Source organism: Pseudomonas sp. p1(2021b), from assembly GCF_020151015.1.
Lineage (GTDB): Bacteria > Pseudomonadota > Gammaproteobacteria > Pseudomonadales > Pseudomonadaceae > Aquipseudomonas > Aquipseudomonas putida_K.
In genome coordinates, this window is the sequence record NZ_CP083746.1 from 1541604 (window position 1) to 1562872 (window position 21269).

At 63.8% G+C, this 21269-nt stretch carries 16 protein-coding genes; 10 read left to right on the forward strand and 6 right to left on the reverse strand.

The genetic code is table 11. The features are described from left to right. Nucleotides 1-207 precede the first annotated feature (207 nt). A complete protein-coding gene (locus K8374_RS07215) occupies nucleotides 208-5073 on the forward strand; it encodes an NAD-glutamate dehydrogenase (RefSeq protein WP_224458464.1) in 4866 nt (1621 codons plus the stop codon). A 202-nt stretch (nucleotides 5074-5275) separates the two neighbouring features. On the opposite strand, the gene K8374_RS07220 is transcribed toward K8374_RS07215, so the two are convergent. After that, nucleotides 5276-6094 carry a pyruvate, water dikinase regulatory protein gene (locus tag K8374_RS07220; RefSeq protein ID WP_084855099.1) on the reverse strand — a complete coding sequence of 273 codons (819 nt, stop codon included), beginning with the start codon at nucleotides 6092-6094 and terminating at the stop codon, nucleotides 5276-5278. A gap of 179 nt (nucleotides 6095-6273) precedes the next feature. Here K8374_RS07220 and ppsA point away from each other — a divergent pair, with 179 nt between their 5' ends. From ppsA to K8374_RS07260, 8 genes are all read left to right on the forward strand, one after another. Then, nucleotides 6274-8649, forward strand: coding sequence for a phosphoenolpyruvate synthase (gene ppsA, locus K8374_RS07225; protein WP_224458465.1), 2376 nt, complete (start codon nucleotides 6274-6276; stop codon nucleotides 8647-8649). Between the two features lie 95 nt (nucleotides 8650-8744). Further along, entirely contained in the window at nucleotides 8745-9734 is a 990-nt protein-coding gene (locus K8374_RS07230) for an alpha/beta fold hydrolase (RefSeq protein ID WP_224458466.1), read from the forward strand. Nucleotides 9735-9860: 126 nt separating this feature from the next. Then, a complete protein-coding gene (gene rraA, locus K8374_RS07235) occupies nucleotides 9861-10352 on the forward strand; it encodes a ribonuclease E activity regulator RraA (RefSeq protein WP_224458467.1) in 492 nt (163 codons plus the stop codon). Between the two features lie 27 nt (nucleotides 10353-10379). Further along, nucleotides 10380-11375, forward strand: a complete 996-nt coding sequence (locus K8374_RS07240; RefSeq protein WP_224458468.1) for a zinc transporter ZntB — start codon at nucleotides 10380-10382, stop codon at nucleotides 11373-11375. 105 nt (nucleotides 11376-11480) lie between these two features. Beyond that, nucleotides 11481-11732: a hypothetical protein gene (locus tag K8374_RS07245; RefSeq protein ID WP_043206741.1), complete on the forward strand. Its 252-nt coding sequence runs from the start codon at nucleotides 11481-11483 to the stop codon at nucleotides 11730-11732. A gap of 2 nt (nucleotides 11733-11734) precedes the next feature. Then, complete coding sequence (locus K8374_RS07250; protein ID WP_084855104.1) at nucleotides 11735-12559, forward strand: mechanosensitive ion channel family protein; 825 nt, start codon at nucleotides 11735-11737, stop codon at nucleotides 12557-12559. Between the two features lie 113 nt (nucleotides 12560-12672). After that, on the forward strand, nucleotides 12673-13239 hold the full coding sequence (gene sigX, locus K8374_RS07255) for an RNA polymerase sigma factor SigX (RefSeq protein ID WP_224458469.1): 567 nt from the start codon (nucleotides 12673-12675) through the stop codon (nucleotides 13237-13239). Between the two features lie 110 nt (nucleotides 13240-13349). Then, the gene (locus tag K8374_RS07260; RefSeq protein ID WP_224458470.1) at nucleotides 13350-14384 is read left to right on the forward strand and encodes an OmpA family protein; all 1035 of its coding nucleotides are present in this window, start codon (nucleotides 13350-13352) and stop codon (nucleotides 14382-14384) included. Nucleotides 14385-14474: 90 nt separating this feature from the next. On the opposite strand, the gene K8374_RS07265 is transcribed toward K8374_RS07260, so the two are convergent. From K8374_RS07265 to K8374_RS07280, 4 genes are all read right to left on the reverse strand, one after another. After that, on the reverse strand, nucleotides 14475-16145 hold the full coding sequence (locus K8374_RS07265) for a bifunctional protein-serine/threonine kinase/phosphatase (RefSeq protein ID WP_224458471.1): 1671 nt from the start codon (nucleotides 16143-16145) through the stop codon (nucleotides 14475-14477). Between the two features lie 9 nt (nucleotides 16146-16154). After that, a complete protein-coding gene (locus K8374_RS07270) occupies nucleotides 16155-17366 on the reverse strand; it encodes a nitrate/nitrite transporter (RefSeq protein WP_224458472.1) in 1212 nt (403 codons plus the stop codon). A 205-nt stretch (nucleotides 17367-17571) separates the two neighbouring features. Continuing rightward, nucleotides 17572-18147 (reverse strand): ANTAR domain-containing response regulator, encoded by a 576-nt coding sequence (locus K8374_RS07275; protein WP_224458473.1) that lies wholly within the window; start codon nucleotides 18145-18147, stop codon nucleotides 17572-17574. An 11-nt stretch (nucleotides 18148-18158) separates the two neighbouring features. Beyond that, the gene (locus K8374_RS07280) at nucleotides 18159-19373 is read right to left on the reverse strand and encodes a CmpA/NrtA family ABC transporter substrate-binding protein (protein ID WP_224458474.1); all 1215 of its coding nucleotides are present in this window, start codon (nucleotides 19371-19373) and stop codon (nucleotides 18159-18161) included. Between the two features lie 128 nt (nucleotides 19374-19501). Between K8374_RS07280 and K8374_RS07285 the strand changes: the two genes are divergently transcribed. Beyond that, nucleotides 19502-20527, forward strand: a complete 1026-nt coding sequence (locus K8374_RS07285; protein ID WP_224458475.1) for a quinone-dependent dihydroorotate dehydrogenase — start codon at nucleotides 19502-19504, stop codon at nucleotides 20525-20527. Between the two features lie 98 nt (nucleotides 20528-20625). Here the strand turns inward: K8374_RS07285 and rmf are convergent, their stop codons facing one another. Next, on the reverse strand, nucleotides 20626-20841 hold the full coding sequence (gene rmf / locus K8374_RS07290) for a ribosome modulation factor (RefSeq protein ID WP_080642046.1): 216 nt from the start codon (nucleotides 20839-20841) through the stop codon (nucleotides 20626-20628). Nucleotides 20842-21269: the final 428 nt, after the last annotated feature.

The window sequence follows — 21269 nt, forward strand, 5'->3', positions numbered from 1 at the left end:
GCTGCCCAGTCGATGGACACCCGTAAAGCCACAGCCCGAGGGCGGCAGTCGTCTTTGCAGGTGCTCATCCATGAACGGATGGACGCGAAATGGCGTCCGACGCCTGGTTTTCACCGTCCAGTCGCCACGGGTTGGCTATCGTTGATTCGTGTACGGCGGACGCACGCGACGCTTCACCAAATAACAAGCCCAAGCGGAGTACCACAGATGGCGTTCTTCACCGCAGCCAGCAAAGCCGACTTTCAGCATCAACTGCAAGCGGCCCTGGCGCAGCACATCAGCGAACAGGCACTGCCACAAGTGGCGCTGTTCGCCGAACAGTTCTTCGGCATCATCTCTCTGGACGAACTCACCCAGCGCAGGCTTTCCGACCTGGCCGGCTGCACCCTCTCTGCCTGGCGCATCATCGAGCGCTTCGACCCCGAGTACCCGCAGGTACGGGTCTACAACCCCGACTACGAACGCCACGGCTGGCAGTCGACCCACACCGTGGTCGAAGTGCTGCACCACGACCTGCCGTTCCTGGTCGATTCGGTGCGCACCGAACTCAACCGCCGCGGCTACAGCATCCACACCCTGCAGACCACGGTGCTCAGCGTGCGCCGTGGGGCCAAGGGCGAGCTGGTCGAGCTGCTGCCCAAGGGCACCCAGGGCGAAGGCGTCCAGCATGAATCGCTGATGTACCTGGAGATCGACCGCTGTGCCAGCGCCGCCGAGCTGACCACCCTGAGCAAGGAGCTGGAGCAGGTGCTGGCCGAGGTGCGCGTCGCGGTGGCCGACTTCGAACCGATGAAGGCCAAGGTCCGTGACCTGGTGGAATTGGTGGAGCAGACCGCGTTCGGCCCGGCACAACACGACAAGGCCGAGGTGAAGAGCTTCCTGTCGTGGCTGCTGGACAACCATTTCACCTTCCTCGGCTATGAAGAGTTCGTGGTCGAGTCCGATGCCGGCGGTGGCCATCTGGCCTATGACGAAGGCTCGTTCCTGGGCCTGACCCGCCTGCTGCGGGCGGGGCTGGGCGCCGACGACCTGCGCATCGAGGACTACGCCGTCACCTACCTGCGCGAACCCGAGCTGCTGTCGTTCGCCAAGGCCTCGCAACCGAGCCGCGTACACCGCCCGGCCTACCCGGATTACGTGTCGATCCGCCAGATCGACGCCGACGGCAAAGTGGTCAAGGAATGCCGCTTCATGGGCCTGTACACCTCCTCGGTGTACGGCGAGAGCGTGCGCACCATCCCGTACATCCGGGGCAAGGTGGCCGAGGTGGAGCGCCGCTCGCACTTCGATCCCAAGGCCCACCTGGGCAAGGAGCTGGCCCAGGTACTGGAAGTGCTGCCGCGCGACGACCTGTTCCAGACCCCGATCGACGAGCTGTTCACCACGGTCATGGCGATCGTGCAGATCCAGGAACGCAACAAGATCCGCGTGTTCCTGCGCAAGGACCCATACGGCCGCTTCTGCTACTGCCTGGCCTACGTGCCGCGTGAAATCTACTCCACCGAGGTGCGCCAGAAGATCCAGCAGGTGCTGATGGAGCGCCTGAAGGCCAGCGACTGCGAGTTCTGGACCTTCTTCTCCGAATCCGTCCTGGCACGGGTGCAGCTGATCCTGCGCGTCGACCCGAAGAACCGCATCGACATCGACCCCCAGCAACTGGAAAACGAAGTGATCCAGGCCTGCCGCTCCTGGCAGGACGACTACTCGGCGTTGGTGGTGGAAAACTTCGGTGAAGCCCAGGGCACCAACATCCTGGCCGACTTCCCCAAAGGCTTCCCGGCCGGCTACCGCGAGCGTTTCGCGGCGCATTCGGCGGTGGTCGACATGCAACATGTGCTGGCACTGTCCGAGAACAAGCCGCTGGCGATGAGCTTCTACCAGCCGCTGACCCAGTTGGCCGAGCGCCAGTTGCACTGCAAGCTGTACCACGCCGATACGCCGCTGGCGCTGTCGGACGTGCTGCCGATCCTGGAAAACCTCGGCCTGCGCGTGCTGGGTGAGTTCCCGTATCGCCTGCGCCACGCCTCGGGCCGTGAGTTCTGGATCCACGACTTCGCCTTCACCTACAGCGAAGGCCTGGACCTGGATATCCAGCAGCTCAACGACATCCTGCAGGACGCCTTCGTCCATATCGTCAAAGGCGACGCCGAGAACGACGCCTTCAACCGCCTGGTGCTGACCGCCGGCCTGCCATGGCGCGACGTGGCGCTGCTGCGCGCCTATGCCCGCTACCTCAAGCAGATCCGCCTGGGCTTCGACCTGGGCTACATCGCCAGTACCCTGAACAACCACACCGATATCGCCCGCGAGCTGACTCGGCTGTTCAAGACCCGCTTCTACCTGGCGCGCAAGCTCACGGTCGACGACCTGGACGACAAGCAGCAGCGCCTGGAGCAAGCGATCCTCAGTGCCCTGGACGAGGTTCAGGTGCTCAACGAAGACCGCATCCTGCGTCGCTACCTGGACCTGATCAAGGCCACCCTGCGCACCAACTTCTACCAGCCGGATGCCAACGGGCAGAACAAGCCGTACTTCAGCTTCAAGTTCAACCCCAAGCTGATTCCCGAGCTGCCCAAGCCGGTGCCCAAGTTCGAGATCTTCGTCTATTCGCCACGGGTCGAGGGCGTGCACCTGCGCTTCGGCAACGTGGCCCGCGGCGGCCTGCGCTGGTCGGACCGCGAGGAGGACTTCCGCACCGAAGTGCTCGGCCTGGTCAAGGCCCAGCAGGTGAAGAACTCGGTGATCGTGCCGGTCGGTGCCAAGGGTGGCTTCCTGCCGCGCCGCCTGCCGCTGGGCGGCAGCCGCGACGAGATCCAGGCCGAGGGCATCGCCTGCTACCGCATCTTCATCTCCGGCCTGCTGGATATCACCGACAACCTCAAGGACGGTGGCGTGGTGCCGCCGGCCAACGTGGTGCGCCACGATGACGACGACCCCTACCTGGTGGTGGCGGCCGACAAGGGCACCGCGACCTTCTCCGACATCGCCAACGGCATCGCCATCGACTACGGCTTCTGGCTGGGCGATGCCTTCGCCTCGGGCGGTTCGGCTGGCTACGACCACAAGAAAATGGGCATCACCGCCCGTGGCGCCTGGGTGGGCGTGCAGCGTCACTTCCGTGAGCGCGGCATCAACGTGCAGGAAGACCCGATCACCGTGGTCGGCATCGGCGACATGGCCGGCGACGTGTTCGGCAACGGCCTGCTGATGTCCGACAAGCTCAAGCTGGTGGCCGCGTTCAACCATCTGCACATCTTCATCGACCCCAACCCGGACCCGGCCACCAGCTTCGCCGAGCGCAAGCGCCTGTTCGAGCTGCCGCGTTCGGCCTGGAGCGACTACGACACCAGCATCATGTCCGAGGGCGGCGGGATCTTCCCGCGCAGTGCCAAGAGCATCGCCATCAGCCCGCAGATGAAGGAACGCTTCGCCATCGAGGCCGACCGCCTGACGCCCACCGAGCTGCTGCATGCCCTGCTGCAGGCGCCGGTGGACCTGCTGTGGAACGGGGGTATCGGCACCTACGTCAAGGCCAGCAGCGAAAGCCACGCCGATGTCGGCGACAAGGCCAACGATGCCCTGCGGGTCAACGGCAACGAGCTGCGCTGCAAGGTGGTGGGCGAGGGCGGCAACCTGGGCATGACCCAGCTTGGCCGGGTCGAGTTCGGCCTCAATGGCGGTGCGACCAATACCGACTTCATCGACAACGCCGGCGGCGTGGACTGCTCCGACCACGAGGTCAACATCAAGATCCTGCTCAACGAAGTGGTGCAGGGCGGCGACATGACCGAGAAGCAGCGCAACCAGCTGCTGGGCAGCATGACCGACGAAGTCGCCTCGCTGGTGTTGGGCAACAACTACAAACAGACCCAGGCCTTGTCCCTGGCGGCGCGCCGTGCCCTCGAGCGCATCGCCGAGTACAAGCGCCTGATGGCGGACCTCGAAGCCCGTGGCAAGCTGGACCGGGCCATCGAGTTCCTGCCGTCCGAGGAGCAGCTGGCCGAGCGCCTGGCCGCAGGCCAGGGCCTGACCCGCGCCGAACTGTCGGTGCTGATCTCCTACAGCAAGATCGACCTCAAGGAGCAGCTGCTCAAGTCGCTGGTGCCGGACGACGACTACCTGACCCGCGACATGGAGAACGCCTTCCCGCCGTCGCTGGTCAGCAAGTTCGCCGAGGCCATGCGCCGTCACCGCCTCAAGCGCGAGATCGTCAGCAACCAGATCGCCAACGACCTGGTCAACAACATGGGCATCACCTTCGTGCAGCGCCTGAAGGAGTCCACCGGCATGAGCCCGGCGAACGTCGCCGGTGCCTATGTGATCGTGCGTGACATCTTCCATCTGCCGCACTGGTTCCGCCAGATCGAGGCCCTGGACTACCAGGTCCCGGCCGAGATCCAGCTGACCCTGATGGACGAGCTGATGCGCCTGGGCCGTCGTGCCACTCGCTGGTTCCTGCGCAGCCGTCGCAACGAGCAGGATGCAGGCCGTGACGTGGCGCACTTCGGGCCGAAGATCGCGCAGTTGGGCCTGAAGCTCGACGAACTGCTCGAAGGCCCGACCCGCGAGCGTTGGCAGCAGCGCTACCAGGGCTTCGTCGAGGCCGGCGTACCGGAGTTGCTGGCGCGTATGGTTGCAGGTACCACGCACCTGTATACCTTGCTGCCGATCATCGAGGCCTCGGATGTCACCGGCCATGACCCGGCCCAGGTGGCCAAGGCGTTCTTCGCCGTGGGCAGCTCGTTGGACCTGACCTGGTACCTGCAGGAAATCAGCAATCTGCCGGTGGAGAACAACTGGCAGGCCCTGGCCCGCGAGGCGTTCCGTGACGATATCGACCTGCAGCAGCGCGCGATCACCATCTCCGTGCTGCAGATGGCCGATGCGCCGGACGACATGGACGCCCGCGTGGCCCTGTGGAATGAGCAGCACAAGGTGATGGTCGAGCGCTGGCGCGCCATGCTCGACGACCTGCGCAACGCCACGAGTACCGACTATGCGATGTACGCGGTGGCCAACCGCGAGCTGGTCGACCTGGCGATGAGCGGGCAGGCGGCGGTGATTCCGTCCTGAGCGGAGTATTGAGGTAAAAGAAAGCCCCGGCAGCGATGCCGGGGCTTTTCTTTTTATGGCCTACCGCGTGCCCATGTAGGAGCGGCCTTGTGCCGCGAAAGGGCTGCACAGCGGCCCCGGCAATGTCCGCTTGATGCACTGATCCCTTGAGGCGCTTCGCACCCCTTTCGCGGCACAAGGCCGCTCCTACAGGGAGGCGGTGCTATTTGAAGCGGCGCTCGACGCCTTTTTCCACCAGGATCTTCGCCGAGATCTCCTCCACCGAAAAATGCGTGGAATTGATATGCGGGATGTTCTCCCGGCGGAACAGGCTCTCCACTTCGCGCACCTCGAATTCGCACTGGGCGAAGCTCGAATAACGGCTGTTGGGCTTGCGCTCGTGGCGGATGGCGGTCAGGCGGTCGGGGTCGATGGTCAGGCCGAACAGCTTGTTCTGGTGCTTCTTCAGCACCGCCGGCAGTTGCAGGCGCTCCATGTCGTCTTCGGTCAGCGGGTAGTTGGCCGCGCGGATGCCGAACTGCATCGCCATGTACAAACACGTCGGCGTCTTGCCACATCGCGACACACCCACGAGGATCAGGTCGGCTTTGTCGTAATAATGGGTGCGCGCGCCGTCGTCGTTGTCCAGGGCGAAGTTGACCGCCTCGATGCGCTCCATGTAGTTGGAGTTACCGCCGATCGAGTGGGACTTGCCCACGGAATACGACGAATGGGCGGTTAATTCCTGCTCCAGCGGGGATAAAAACGTCGAAAAGATGTCGATCATGAAGCCGTTCGACGTGGCCAGGATTTCACGGATGTCCTGGTTGACGATGGTGTCGAAGATGATCGGCCGCATGCCGTCCCGCTCCGCCGCATCGTTGATCTGGCGGACCATGTTGCGCGCCTTGTCCGGCGTGTCGATGTAGGGACGGGTGAATTTATTGAAAGGAATGCTATCGAATTGTGCGAGCAGGCTTTGGCCCAGCGTTTCGGCAGTGATACCGGTACCGTCGGAGATGAAGAACGCGGATCGTTTCATTTGCACCCTGGGCCTTAAGCTGCCGAAGTTTTCTGGAGTATGATAGGTTCGGTTTGCCGAACGCGTGTGTTCGGCATTCTCACTTATTTTCCAGGTCCAGGCCACAAGCGTCCGGCCAAGTCGGAGTCGACAGGCGGGCGCCCTTGAGCTTTTCCAATACAGTTAGTGGAGAGATCACCTTGGTAGAGTACGTAGTTTCCCTCGATAAGCTCGGCGTCCACGATGTAGAGCATGTGGGGGGCAAGAACGCATCCCTGGGCGAGATGATCAGTAACCTCGCAGGTGCCGGCGTATCGGTGCCGGGCGGCTTTGCCACTACGGCTCAGGCGTACCGCGACTTTCTCGAACAGAGTGGCCTGAACGACCGCATCCATGCAGCCCTGGACGCATTGGACGTCGATGACGTCAATGCCCTGGCCAAGACCGGCGCACAGATTCGTCAGTGGGTGATGGACGCCGAGTTCCCGGCGCGCCTGGACGCAGAAATCCGCACCGCTTTCGCCGAAATGGCCCAGGGCAACGACAACATGGCTGTCGCCGTGCGTTCCTCGGCCACCGCCGAAGACCTGCCGGATGCCTCCTTCGCCGGCCAGCAGGAGACGTTCCTGAACATCCGTGGCGTCGACAACGTGATCCGCGCCGCCAAGGAGGTGTTCGCCTCCCTGTTCAACGACCGCGCCATCGCCTATCGCGTGCACCAGGGCTTCGACCATAAGCTGGTCGCCCTGTCCGCCGGCGTGCAGCGCATGGTCCGTTCGGAAACCGGCACCGCCGGCGTGATGTTCACCCTCGACACCGAGTCGGGCTTCCGTGACGTGGTGTTCATCACCGGCGCCTACGGCCTGGGCGAGACCGTGGTGCAAGGTGCGGTCAACCCCGACGAATTCTACGTGCACAAGAGCACCCTGCAGGCCGGCCGCCCGGCCATCCTGCGTCGCAACCTGGGCAGCAAGGCCATCAAGATGGTCTACGGCGACGAGGCCAAGGCCGGCCGTTCGGTCAAGACTGTCGAGGTCGACCGCGCCGACCGCGCGCGCTTCTGCCTGACCGACGCCGAGGTCAGCGAGCTGGCCAAGCAGGCCATGATCATCGAGCAGCACTACCAGCGCCCGATGGACATCGAATGGGCCAAGGACGGGGACGACGGCAAGCTGTACATCGTCCAGGCACGTCCCGAGACCGTGAAGAGCCGCTCCAGCGCCAATGTCATGGAGCGCTACCTGCTCAAGGAAAAGGGCACCGTCCTGGTGGAAGGCCGTGCCATCGGCCAGCGCATCGGTGCCGGCAAGGTCCGCGTGATCCACGACGTGTCCGAGATGGACAAAGTGCAGCCGGGCGACGTGCTGGTCTCGGACATGACCGACCCGGACTGGGAACCGGTGATGAAGCGCGCCAGCGCCATCGTCACCAACCGTGGCGGCCGTACCTGCCACGCGGCGATCATCGCCCGTGAACTGGGCATCCCGGCGGTCGTCGGTTGCGGCAACGCCACCCAACTGCTCAAGGACGGCCAGGGTGTGACGGTTTCCTGCGCCGAGGGCGACACCGGCTTCATCTTCGAAGGCGAGCTGGGCTTCGACGTGCGCCAGAACTCGGTCGACGCCATGCCGGAGCTGCCGTTCAAGATCATGATGAACGTCGGCAACCCGGACCGTGCCTTCGACTTCGCCCAGTTGCCCAACGCCGGTGTCGGCCTGGCGCGCCTGGAGTTCATCATCAACCGCATGATCGGCGTGCACCCCAAGGCGCTGCTCAACTATGCGAGCCTGCCGGCCGACCTTAAAGAGAGTGTCGACAAGCGCGTGGCCGGCTATGCCGACCCGGTCAGCTTCTATGTCGAGAAGCTGGTCGAGGGCATCAGCACCCTGGCTGCGGCGTTCTACCCGAAGAAGGTCATCGTGCGCCTGTCGGACTTCAAGTCCAACGAGTACGCCAACCTGATCGGCGGTAAGCTGTACGAGCCGGAAGAAGAGAACCCGATGCTGGGCTTCCGCGGCGCCTCGCGCTACATCAGCGAGTCGTTCCGTGACTGCTTCGAGCTCGAGTGCCGTGCCCTCAAGCGGGTGCGCGACGAGATGGGCCTGACCAACGTCGAGATCATGGTGCCGTTCGTGCGCACCCTGGGCGAGGCCAGCCAGGTCGTCGACCTGCTCGCCGAAAACGGCCTGGGCCGTGGCGTCAACGGCTTGCGTGTGATCATGATGTGCGAGCTGCCGTCCAACGCCCTGTTGGCCGAAGAGTTCCTCGAATACTTCGACGGCTTCTCCATCGGTTCCAACGACCTGACCCAGCTGACCCTGGGCCTTGACCGCGATTCGGGCATCATCGCCCACCTGTTCGACGAGCGTAACCCGGCGGTCAAGAAGCTGTTGGCCAACGCCATTGCCGCGTGCAACAAGGCCGGCAAGTACATCGGTATCTGTGGCCAGGGCCCGTCGGACCACCCGGACCTGGCCAAGTGGCTGATGGAGCAGGGCATCGAGAGCGTGTCGCTGAACCCGGACTCGGTGCTCGAGACCTGGTTCTTCCTGGCCGAGGGCCAAGGCGCAGCTTGATGCAACGAACGCGGGAGCGCTCCAGGGCGCTCCCGCCTGGTTTACCCAGGGCGAGCTCCAGCGATGGATCCCGCCCTTTTTTGTGCAATCGACCTATGCAAAGCAGCAGTACCCTGTTTCCCGTGGCCTTGCTCAGCGCCGAGCGGCGCGGTGACCTCAGTGAGGACGTGTACCGGATCAAGGCCGGCAACAGCCCCGACCCCAGCGTGGAACTGGCCGTGACCCGCCTGGGTCTGGCCAGCCAGGCGAGCGCCCAGGGTGTGCCGGTGATTCTCCTGCACGGCAGTTTCTCCAACCGTCGTTTCTGGTATTCGCCCAAGGGCATCGGCCTGGGCGCCTACCTGGCCCGCGCCGGGTTCGATGTGTGGATTCCGGAGATGCGTGGCCATGGCCTGTCGCCGCGCAACCGCCAGTGGCGGCATAACCGTGTTGCCGACTACGCCCGCTTCGACTTGCCGGTGATCGGCGCGTTCGTTCAGGAACAGGCCGGGCAGGCGCCGCACTGGGTTGGCCATTCCCTGGGGGGCACCACCTTGGCAGCGGCGTTGGGAGGTGGCTACCTGGGTGCAGACGAGGTGGCCAGCGTGGCCCTCTTCGGCTCCCAGGTCAGCCGCGTGTATTGGCCGCTGAAAGTGCCGCCGGTTGCCTGGAGCGCGCGTGTGCTGCTCAAGCGTTTCGCCCAGTTGTCCGGGTCGCGGCTCAGGCGTGGGCCGGAAGACGAACCCATTGGCCTGGCGCTGGAGAGTTTGCGTTGGCACAAGCTGTTCGGGCGTTTCGGCGACAAGCAGGACGACTGGTGGGCCGGGTTGGCGCAGGTCGATGTGCCGCTGCTGGCGGTGGCAGGCGCGGCGGATCACCAGGACCCGGTATGGGCCTGCCGCAAGCTGTTCGAGCAACTGGGCGGGACGCGCAAGCAATTCCTGCGCCTGGGGCGGGAGGAGGGCTTCGATGCGTTCGGGCACGTCGACATGCTGGTGAGCAAGGCGGCGCAGGCGCAGGTGTGGCCGTTGGTGGAAGGGTGGTTGAACGACCCGCTTTCGCTGTTGCCCGGGGCTGCGGTGGTGGAGCCTGGCTTGGCTGGGTGAAGTCTGGCTGTCCTGTTCGGTCCCACCGCCGGCCTCGACTGACCGAGCAGTCTCGGATGACTGCGAGGGCTTCCCCGGTGTAGCCTTGGGCAACTTCGCTTTCGTTGTGACTGACAGGAGTTTCCCATGCAGCATTACGTAACGCCCGACCTGTGCGACGCCTACCCGGACCTGGTCCAGGTGCTGGAGCCGATGTTCAGCAATTTCGGTGGCCGTGATTCCTTTGGCGGCCAGATCGTCACCATCAAATGCTTCGAAGACAACTCGCTGGTCAAGGAGCAGGTCGAACTCGACGGCACGGGCAAGGTCCTGGTGGTCGATGGCGGTGGTTCGCTGCGCCGTGCGCTGCTGGGCGATATGCTCGCCGAAAAGGCTGCCAAGAACGGCTGGGAAGGCCTGGTGATCTATGGCTGCGTACGCGACGTGGATGTACTGGTGCAGACCGACGTCGGTGTCCAGGCCCTGGCCAGCCACCCGATGAAGACCGACAAGCGCGGCATCGGCGACCTCAACGTGGTAGTGACTTTCGCGGGCGTGACCTTCCGCCCGGGCGAGTACGTGTACGCCGACAACAACGGCGTGATCGTCTCGCCAAGCCCGTTGAAGATGCCCGAGTGACGCGCCGCGCGCGCTGATGGAGCTGGAATGTTCGAGGAAGACAACGCGCAGTGGGGGCTGGTCCATGCCCTGGTGCTCGATGGCAAAGGCGGCGCGCGCTCTATTGCCCGGACCGAACTGGACGACCTTGCCTTACAGCCCGAGGAAAGCCTCTGGCTGCACTGGGACCGCAGCCACCCTCAGACCCGCACCTGGCTGTTGCATGACAGCGGCCTGAGCGAGTTCGCCTGCGACCTGTTGCTGGAGGAAAACACGCGCCCACGCCTGCTACCGCTGGCCGAGGAGCAGATGCTGCTGTTCCTGCGTGGGGTCAACCTGAATCCGGGGGCTGAACCCGAGGACATGGTCTCGGTGCGTATCTTCGCCGAGGCCCGACGGGTGATCTCGCTACGTCTGCGGCCGCTGCGTGCCAGTGACGAGATTCTCCAGCAGCTGGACGAGGGCCGGGGGCCGAAATCGGCCTCCGAGCTGTTGTTGCTGATGGGCGAACTGCTTACCGAGAAGGTCCAGGCGTTGGTCGATGACCTGTCGGAAGTGGTCGACCTCGAGGAAGAGAAGGTTGAATCCGACGAACGGTATAGCCCGGTTCAGGGCAGCCTGCAGCAGATCCGCCGCCGTGCCGCCGGCCTGCGTCGATTCCTCTCGCCGCAGCGGGAAATCTACGCCCAGCTCTCGCGCAACAAGTGGAGCTGGTTCGCCGATGGCGATGCCGACTACTGGAACGAGCTGAACAACAGCCTGACCCGTTACCTGGAGGAGCTGGAGCTTACCCGCGAGCGGGCTGCATTGGTGCTCGAGAGCGAGGACCGGCGGCGCAGTGAGCGTATGAACCGGATCATGTACCGCTTCGGCATCATCACTTGCATCTTCCTGCCCATGAGTTTCGTCACCGGCTTGCTGGGCATCAACGTCGGCGGTATCCCGGGCGCCGACAGCCCCTATGGGTTCCTGCTTGCCTGCGCTGTGGTGCTGGGCTTGGCGGCAGGGCAGTGGTGGCTGTTCCGGCGGTTGCGATGGGTATGATTCAGCCTGGTCGGCCAGCTATGCATTTTGAAACATTCGTCCCACATCCAGGTGTGACCCATCGGCCCGTGCCCTCGTCTTTGACAGACATCACGCGAGGTGCCCATGCACGATCCGTTTGAAGAATCCTTGCGCGACCTGCTCAAGGCATCGCCGTCCGGCCAGGACCGTGACGATGCCGCTTGCCTGGGTCGCGTCCTCAAGACCGCCAACCGCCAGGTCGGTGCGGGTGATCTGTTCAGCTTGCTCGGCCGTTGGAGCCAGGCGCTGATGATCGCCGTGAACAATGGCTCGGCGCATGTCGCGCCGGTGCGCCGCAACCCTGCCGCAGGCAGAAAAGCTGATAAGGCCGATTGAATATGGAACTCGATCTCTGGACCCAGAGCCTGGTCACCGCGATGACCGCCCTTTGGACCAAGGTGGCGAACTTCATCCCCAACCTGTTCGGCGCCCTGGTCGTGGTGCTGCTCGGTTTCGTGGTGGCCAAGCTGCTCGACACCCTGTTGTCCAAGCTGCTGGCCAAGTTCGGCCTGGACCGCCTGATGAGCGGCACCGGCCTGACCAAGATGCTCAGCCGCGTCGGCATCCAGGTGCCCATCTCCACCCTGATCGGCAAGATCGTCTACTGGTTCGTGCTGTTGATCTTCCTGGTCTCGGCTGCGGAATCCCTGGGCCTGGAGCGGGTTTCGGCAACGCTCGACATGCTCGCCCTGTACTTGCCCAAGGTATTCGGGGCGGCGCTGGTACTGCTGGCCGGCGTACTTCTGGCGCAGTTGGTCAACGGCCTGGTGCGCGGCGCCGCCGAAGGGGTGGGCCTGGAATATGCTGCCGGTGTCGGGCGTATCGCCCAGGGCCTGGTCATCATCATCAGCATCTCGGTGGCGATCAGCCAGTTGGAGGTCAAGACTGACCTGCTCAACCATGTGATCGTCATCGGTTTGATTACCGTTGGTCTGGCCGTTGCGCTGGCAATGGGCCTGGGCAGCCGGGAAATCGCCGGGCAGATCCTGGCTGGAATCTACGTGCGTGAACTCTACCAGGTCGGCCAGCAGGTGCGGATTGGAGAGGTCGAAGGGCAGATCGAGGAGATCGGTACGGTCAAGACGACCCTGCTGACCGATGATGGCGAATTGGTGTCGTTGTCCAATCGGGAATTGCTCGAGCAGCGAGTCAATAGCCGCTAACCGCACAAAAGCTGTTAATGTATGCCGCCGCGAAAACCGGCCCACGGGGCCGAGCGGCGACATTGACCCGACTGTCGGCCAGATCCGTTTTGAATAAAGTTCATTCGCCGCCCATGCGCTATGACCCCCGAGCACTCACTGACGAGGAGTTGGTGGCGCGTTCGCATGAGGAGCTGTTTCACGTAACCCGCGCCTATGAAGAGCTCATGCGGCGCTACCAACGGACCCTGTTCAACGTCTGTGCGCGTTACCTGGGGAACGACCGGGATGCCGACGATGTCTGTCAGGAAGTGATGCTCAAAGTGCTGTACGGGCTGAAGAGCTTCGAGGGGAAGTCCAAGTTCAAGACCTGGCTCTACAGCATCACCTACAACGAATGCATTACCCAGTACCGCAAGGAACGACGCAAGCGAAGGCTGATGGATGCCTTGAGCCTGGACCCTATGGAAGAGGCGTCCGAGGACAAGGCGCCGAAACCTGAAGAAAAAGGCGGGCTGGATAAATGGCTGGTGCATGTGAACCCGATCGACCGAGAAATCCTGGTGCTTCGATTTGTCGCAGAGCTGGAATTCCAGGAGATCGCAGACATCATGCACATGGGCCTGAGCGCCACGAAAATGCGCTACAAGCGTGCGCTCGACAAGCTTAGAGAGAAATTTGCGGGGCTCACTGAAACTTAGTGGCGCGTAAATATCTCTAACCAACCGGCAAGTTCTGCTAGACTTGCCGTCGAGTTGTCCCCCGGATGTTGGTGGGACTGCTTAACTATCACCAGATGGGGATTTAACGGATGAAATTGAAAAACACCTTGGGCTTGGCCATTGGTTCGCTTGTAGCCGCCACTTCGTTTGGCGCTCTGGCACAAGGTCAAGGCGCCGTCGAGACCGAGCTCTTCTACAAGAAAGAGTTCTTCGACAGCCAGCGCGACTTCAAGAACGACGGCAACCTGTTCGGTGGCTCGATCGGTTACTTCCTGACCGACGACGTCGAACTGCGTCTGGGCTACGACGAAGTTCACAACGCTCGTGGCGAAGACGGCAAGAACATCAAGGGCTCCAACACCGCCCTGGACGCCGTTTACCACTTCAACAACCCGTACGACGCCATCCGTCCGTACGTTTCGGCTGGTTTCTCGCACCAGAGCCTGGGCCAGACCGGCCGTGGCGGTCGTGACCACTCCACCTTCGCCAACGTTGGCGCTGGCGCCAAGTGGTACATCACCGACATGTTCTACGCCCGTGCTGGCGTCGAAGCTCAGTACAACATCGACCAGGGCGACACCGAGTGGGCCCCGAGCGTTGGTATCGGCATGAACTTCGGCGGTAGCCCGAAGCAAGCTGAAGCTGCTCCGGCTCCTGTTGCCGAAGTCTGCTCCGACAGCGACAACGACGGCGTCTGCGACAACGTCGACAAGTGCCCTGACACCCCGGCCAACGTTACCGTTGACGCCGACGGCTGCCCGGCTGTTGCCGAAGTCGTACGTGTTGAGCTGGACGTCAAGTTCGACTTCGACAAGTCGGTCGTCAAGCCAAACAGCTACGGCGACATCAAGAACCTGGCTGACTTCATGAAGCAGTACCCACAGACCACCACCACCGTTGAAGGTCACACCGACTCCGTTGGTCCGGATGCTTACAACCAGAAGCTGTCCGAGCGTCGTGCCAATGCTGTCAAGGAAGTCCTGACCCAGCAGTACGGTGTTGAATCCAGCCGTATCGACTCGGTTGGCTACGGTGAGACCCGTCCGGTTGCTGACAACGCCACCGAAGAAGGCCGCGCTATCAACCGTCGCGTTGAAGCTCAGGTCGAAGCCCAGGCCAAGTAATTTGGTTTGATGCTTCACGAAAAACCCGGCTTCGGCCGGGTTTTTCTTTTTTGGGTTGCAAGCGCTTACCGCTGTGGGGGCGGCGGCGTATCACTGCCTGAGCAAGACCACCAGCAAGACCAGGTTCAGCAGCAGCGACAGCAACGCCACACCCTGCCAGACCTTCAACGGTTCCCGCTCCAGCAGCGGCCGGGCCCGCTTGGGCACTTCTTCCCTGTCGCCCCGCTCGAACGCCAGCAACCACTCCTCGGCCGTTTCGAACCGCCGTGCTGGATCACGCTCCACACCCCGCAACAGGTTCCCTTGCACCCAGGCCGGCACATCCGGGCGGTAGCGCGCTGGATCGATCGCGGCCCTGAACCGAGGGTGCTGGAACGCCTCGACCTCGCCATACGGATAATGGCCCGTGAGCAGGAAATACAAACTCACCCCGACCGCATAGAGGTCCTGCCGTGGGTCGGGCGGGGCACCATCGAACGCTTCCGGTGCGATGAACGACGGTGTGCCGGGCAGCGTATGGGCTGCGTCCTCGGACAGCCCCGGGCAATAGGCCAGGCCAAAGTCCAGCAGCCGCACCTGGCCATCTTCCCCTAGGTGCAGGTTGTCCGGCTTGATGTCCCGATGCAGCAGGTTGCGCCGGTGCAGTACCCCGACCGCTTGCAGGAGCTGGCGTGCCACCTCCAGCCAGCGTTGCAGCGGCAGCGGCCCTTGCTCGGCGAACAGGGTCGCCAGGGTTTGCCCTGGATATTCGCGCATCAGGTAATACAGGTGTTGGCGCTGGCTGGCGCTGTGTACTTCGGGAAAATGTCGCCCGGCGACCCGGCGCAGGAACCATTCCTCCAGCAGCAGGCGCTGGGTGGCCCCCGGCTCAGCATGCACGTCCCCTGGCAGGGTCTTGAGCAGCCAAGCCTGCCCCTGGCTGTCAAATACGCGATACAGCACCGACTGACGGCTGCGCGACAGCACGGCATCCACCTGCCAGCCATCGACCGACTGGCCAGGGCGCAGCGAGCCGGGCACGGGCCATTGCTGCAGGTGCGCCAAGGTATCGCCGAGGTTGGCCGGGCCCAGCTGGTCCACGCGCACCAGCAAGGCGCTGGCGTTATCCTGGCTGCCGGCATGGTGGGCCGTGGCGACCAGGGTGTCGGCGGCTGCCTGCAGGTCGGGCTGGTCATGCAGTATCGAATGGATACGCTGGTCGCCAAGGCATGCCCAGACCCCATCGCTGAGCAGCACGAAACAATCGCCGGCCTGCAGCTCACCCTCGAGATAATCCACCAGTAGGTGCTGGTCCAGGCCCAGGGCGCGCTTGAGCACATGCTGCATGCCTGGTTGGTCCCAGACGTGATCCTGGCTCAGACAGAGCAGGCGTTCTGCGTGCCAGCGATAGATTCGGCAGTCTCCCACGTGCGCCAGGGTGAAGCGGCGCCCGCGCAGTACCAGGGCGCTGAGTGTGGTCAACAACGGCTGGCCATTGCCCTGGGCACGCAACCAGCGGTTCTGCGCCAGCAGCAGGCGGTCCAGGGCCTGAGTCACGCCCCAGGTGGGCGGGGTGGCGTAGTAGTCCAGGGCCAGTGCCTGCAGGGTGGCCTTCGCGGCCAGGCCGCCGTCGGCGCACTGGCTGACACCATCGGCCAGCGCGCACAGGTAGCCCTTGCTGGCGGCCAGCTCCGCAGCGGGCGTGACCAGGCGCAGGGCATCCTGGTTCTCGGCCCGTGGGCCGGTGGCCGTGGCTTGGGCGAAGCTCAACTGCAGGCTCATGGGCAGCCCTCAGACCCGCGCTGCGGTGACGGCCGCAGAGCCCCAGGTGGTGCGCCAGCGCTGCTTGACGCCGTGCAGGCCGAACCAGGCCAGCAGACCGAGGCTGGCGAACAACCACAGAGCCAGCTGGTAGTCGCCGGTATGTTGCTTGATCGCCCCCAACCCGGCGGCCAGAAGGAAGCCTCCGATGCCCCCGGCCATGCCGATGAGCCCTGTCATCACGCCGATCTCCTGGCGAAAGCGCTGGGGCACCAGCTGGAACACCGCGCCGTTGCCCGCGCCAAGGCCGAGCATGGCGCTGACGAACAGGGCCAGGGCCGCCACGGCGCTGGGCAGATTGAAGCCGACTGCAGCAATGCAGATGGCGGCGACGCTGTACATGGCCAACAAGGTACGGATCCCGCCGAACCGGTCGGCCAGGGCGCCGCCCAGGGGGCGCATCAGGCTGCCGGCGAATACGCAGGCGGCCGTATAGTAGCCGGCGGTCACCGGGCTCAGGCCGTACTGGTCGCTGAAATAGCCGGGCAGAGCACTGGCCAGGCCGATGAAGCCGCCGAAGGTTACGCTGTAGAAGAACATGAACCACCAGCTGTCACGATCGCCCAGGGCCTTGAGGTAGTCCGCCATGGCCTTGGGCTTGGGCCGCTGCGGCGCATTGCGTGCCAGCAGGGCGAACAAGGCCAGGGTCAGCACCAGGGGCAACAGGGCGAAGCCGAACACGTTGTTCCAGCCATAGGCCGCCGCCAGGGCAGGGGCCAGCAGGGCGGCGAACACCGTGCCGGAGTTGCCCGCACCCGCGATGCCCATGGCCTTGCCCTGGTGCTGGGGGGGATACCACTGCGAGGCCAGGGGCAGGGAGACAGCGAACGAGGCGCCGGCAAAGCCGAGGAACACGCCCAGCAGCAAGGCTTGTTCATAGCTCTGGATGCCCAGGTGCCAGGCGCAGGCCAAAGCTACGATCACCACCACCTGGCCGAGCAGCCCGGCAGTCTTCGGTGACAAGCGATCGACCAGCAGGCCCATGACGAAACGCAGCACGGCCCCGGCCAGGATCGGCGTGGCCACCATCAGGCCCCGTTGCTGTGCGCTGAGCCCGAGGTCGGTGGCGATCTGCACTGCCAAGGGGCCCAGCAGGTACCAGACCATGAAGCTCAGGTCGAAATACAGGAACGCGGCAAACAGGGTGGGCACATGCCCGGATTTCCAGAAGCTCGTATTCATCGAACACCTCGCGTGGCTGCAACGCTGGTCACGCCCTGGCTGTGCAGGGCTGGAACGAAAAAGACGCCGCTTCCCGCACCACGAGGGGAGGGGAGAGCGACGTCTTTGTCGGTAATCAAGTGAGGTAACCGCCGTTGGCTACCGGTGAGGTTTGCTCAGCAAGAGATGGGCCAACTGTTGACGGGGGGCTTTGGATTTTCGGTGCCTAGCCCAACATCTCGTGCATGGCGATGATCTGCTCGGCCACCTGGATCAGCTTCTGCTGTCGGCTCATGGCCTGGCGCCGCATCAGCGTGTAGGCCTGTTCCTCGTTGCAGTCTTTCATCTTCATCAACAGCCCTTTGGCTTGTTCGATGCGCTTGCGTTCGGCCAGTTGCTGGTCGCGAGCCAATAACTGCGCCTTGAGCGCCTGGTCGCTTTCGAAGCGGGCCATGGCCACGTCGAGGATCGGCTGCAGGCGCGTGGCCTGGATGCCTTCGACGATATAGGCGCTGACCCCGGCCTGGATCGCCTGGCGCATCACGCCCGGGTCGTGCTCGTCGGTGAACAGCACGATCGGGCGAGGACGGTCGCGGCTGACCAGTACCACCTGTTCCATCACATCCCGGCCCGGTGACTCTGTATCGATCAGAACCACGTCCGGGTGCACGGTTTCGACGCAGGTGGGCAGGTCGATGGTCAGCGCGCCCGCCTCGATCACCTCGAAGCCCGCCTCGATCAGGGCGCCCTTGAGGCGGCCGACTTTCTTTTCGGTATCGTCGATCAGCAGGATACGCAGCATGTTCGTGCTCCTCACAGTCCGGCTCGGGTGCCGAGGGCGTCATCCAGGGCATGCAGGCGGAAGCTGCGGGCGTAGCCGTAAGGGTCGCTGCCGTCCCAGCGGCTGCCGTCGATCATCAGGCTGCTGCGCATGAGGGGATAGGAGCACGGCACGCCGATGGCCTCGGCTGCCTGTCGGTAGAGCGACAGCTGCTGGACTTGGTGGGCGATTTTTAGGTAGTCCGGGTCTTCGCGCAGCAGGCCCCAGCGGCGGAACTGGGTCATGAACCACATGCCATCGGACAGGTAGGGCATGTTCGCCCGCCCCTGGTCGAACAGGCGCAGGGCGTGAGGGTCGTGCCACTGGTTGCCGAGGCCGTCCTGGTAGTCGCCGAGCAGTCGCGGTTCGATGCTGCCCAGTGGGGCGTCCAGGTAGGCCTTGCCGCTGAGCAGTTGGGCTGTGCTACGACGGTTTTCCTGGCATTGCTCGATGAATCGGCTGGCAGCCAGAACTGCTTTCACCAACGCCCGGGCACTGTTGGGGTATTGCTCGACGAATGAGCGGGTAGCGCCGAGGACTTTTTCCGGGTGGTCCGGCCAGATCGACTGGCTGGTCGCCAAGGTAAAGCCCAAGCCCTTGGCCACCGCATCGGCCGACCAGGGCTCGCCGACGCAAAAACCATCGATACGCCCGGCCTGCAGATGGGCAGCCATTTGCGCGGGTGGTACCACCACACTGCGCACGTCCTGCAGTGGATGGATACCCTGACTGGCCAGCCAATAGTACAGCCACATGGCGTGGGTGCCGGTGGGGAAGGTCTGGGCGAAGGTCAGGCGTGCGCCATGCTGGTGCACCAGGCGCGACAACGCCTCGGGGCTGGTCACGCCTTTGCGCTGCAGGGCAGGGGAGAGGTTCAGGGCCTGGGCGTTCTGGTTCAGGCCCATGAGTACGGCCATGGCATGGCGAGGTATGCCGCCCAGGCCCAGGTGCACGGCGTAGACCAGGCCATACAAGCAATGGGCGGCGTCCAGTTCACCACTGACCAGCTTGTCGCGCAGCCCGGCCCAGGAGGCCTGGCGCTTGAGGTTGAGGGTCAGGCCGTGCAGTTGGGCGAAGCCCTGGGTGGCGGCCACCACGACCGGCGCGCAGTCGGTCAGGGCCATGAAGCCGATGTCCAGGGAGGTTTTCTCGGGTGCATCGCTGCCGTTGACCCAGGCCAGGGGTGTCGTGGGGAGTGCTGTATTCAAGGGGGTCCTCGCCGGTACGGGGCTGTCTGCCTGTACCTTGCGAAGCAACCCATGTGCCAGCGCCCCTGTCGCCCGGGCCGCGCGCTGGCTATAATCGCCCGCTCACTCACCGCGAGTCTTGCCTGCCCATGTATACCCTGGCCCGCCAGCTGCTGTTCAAGCTTTCCCCGGAAACCTCCCACGACCTGTCCCTGGACCTGATCGGCGCCGGTGGCCGCCTCGGTCTGAACGGCCTGCTGTGCAAGCAGCCGGCGGCGTTGCCGGTAACGGTCATGGGCTTGAACTTCGCCAACCCGGTCGGCCTGGCCGCCGGCCTGGACAAGAACGGCGCGGCCATCGACGGTTTCGCCCAGCTGGGTTTCGGCTTCGTCGAGATCGGCACCGTGACCCCGCGCCCTCAGCCGGGCAACCCCAAGCCGCGTCTGTTCCGCCTGCCCGAAGCCACGGCGATCATCAACCGCATGGGGTTCAACAACCTCGGCGTCGATCACCTGCTGGCGCGGGTTCGCGCAGCGCGATATGACGGTGTGCTGGGCATCAACATCGGCAAGAACTTCGACACGCCGGTCGAGCGCGCGGTGGACGACTACCTGATTTGCCTGGAGAAGGTCTACGCCGACGCCAGCTATATCACCGTCAACGTCAGCTCGCCCAACACCCCAGGCCTGCGCACCTTGCAGTTCGGCGACTCGCTCAAGCAATTGCTGCAGGCCCTGGCGGTACGCCGCGAGCAGTTGGCCACCGAGCACGGCAAGCGCGTGCCCCTGGCCATCAAGATCGCCCCGGACATGACTGACGAGGAAACCGCGCTGGTGGCCTCGGCGCTGATGGAAACCGGCATGGACGCGGTGATCGCCACCAACACTACGCTCGGCCGCGAAGGCGTGCAGGGCCTGCCGTTCGGTGACGAGGCCGGTGGCCTGTCCGGTGCGCCGGTGCTGGAGAAGAGCACCCACACGGTGAAGGTATTGGCCGGTGAACTGGCCGGCAGGTTGCCGATCATCGCCGCGGGTGGGATCACCGAAGGGCGTCACGCAGCGGAAAAGATTGCCGCCGGCGCCAGCCTGGTGCAGGTGTACTCGGGCTTTATCTACAAGGGGCCTGCGCTGATCCGCGAGGCGGTGGATGCCATTGCGGCGATGCCTCGGCAATAAAGGAACGGGCATAAAAAAGGGCCCCTCGAGGGGCCCCTGGGCCTCAGCCCGCCGCCCGGATAGGGCGCGCATGGTGACTCGAATTCAGTGTCCTCGTCTCAGCCAACGGCGTGATTTTCGTTGAGTCTCTGGATGCCAGCGGTGCCGGTCATGCCATCCCAGTTGTCACCCCGTCCTTCGCGCCAGCCATTGATCCAGGCTTGACGTACGGACGGCAGGTTGAAGGGGCAAAGCTCGCGGGATTTGCCGGTGACCCCATACTGGTAGCCACGTGAATATGCTCTTTCCAACGGATCACGCTTAAGTCTTCTCATAGGGTGTTGCCCTCACTTGTTGACTGTAATGTCCCGTCGGCCTCTCCGAGGCCGGGCAGAATCGTTCTGCCGGTTTGCGCTCGCTGCCGGCGTGGCGAGCGGAAGGTGTTGCCTCGTTGCGAGACAACCTGAGGTCAGTTCTAACCAAAGCGAGTCACAGTGTGAATGATCGATTTGTCATAAGGACGTAACCTTTCCAAGGGTCAAAGGATAAGTAAATAAATGCGACTCAACTTGATTTATCGTTGAGCCCGCTATGATCAGGGTTTAGCGCTGCTGTGCAGTCATCTGGCCAGTGGTGCTGGACGATGACCGTAACAATTTGAAATGCGACGAAGGGTCACATTGGCGCTCCCGTCGCTGGAAATTTTCATACTGCCTGACGATCTAACCTCCTTTCGCCATGACGCGATGGGCTCGTCGATCAG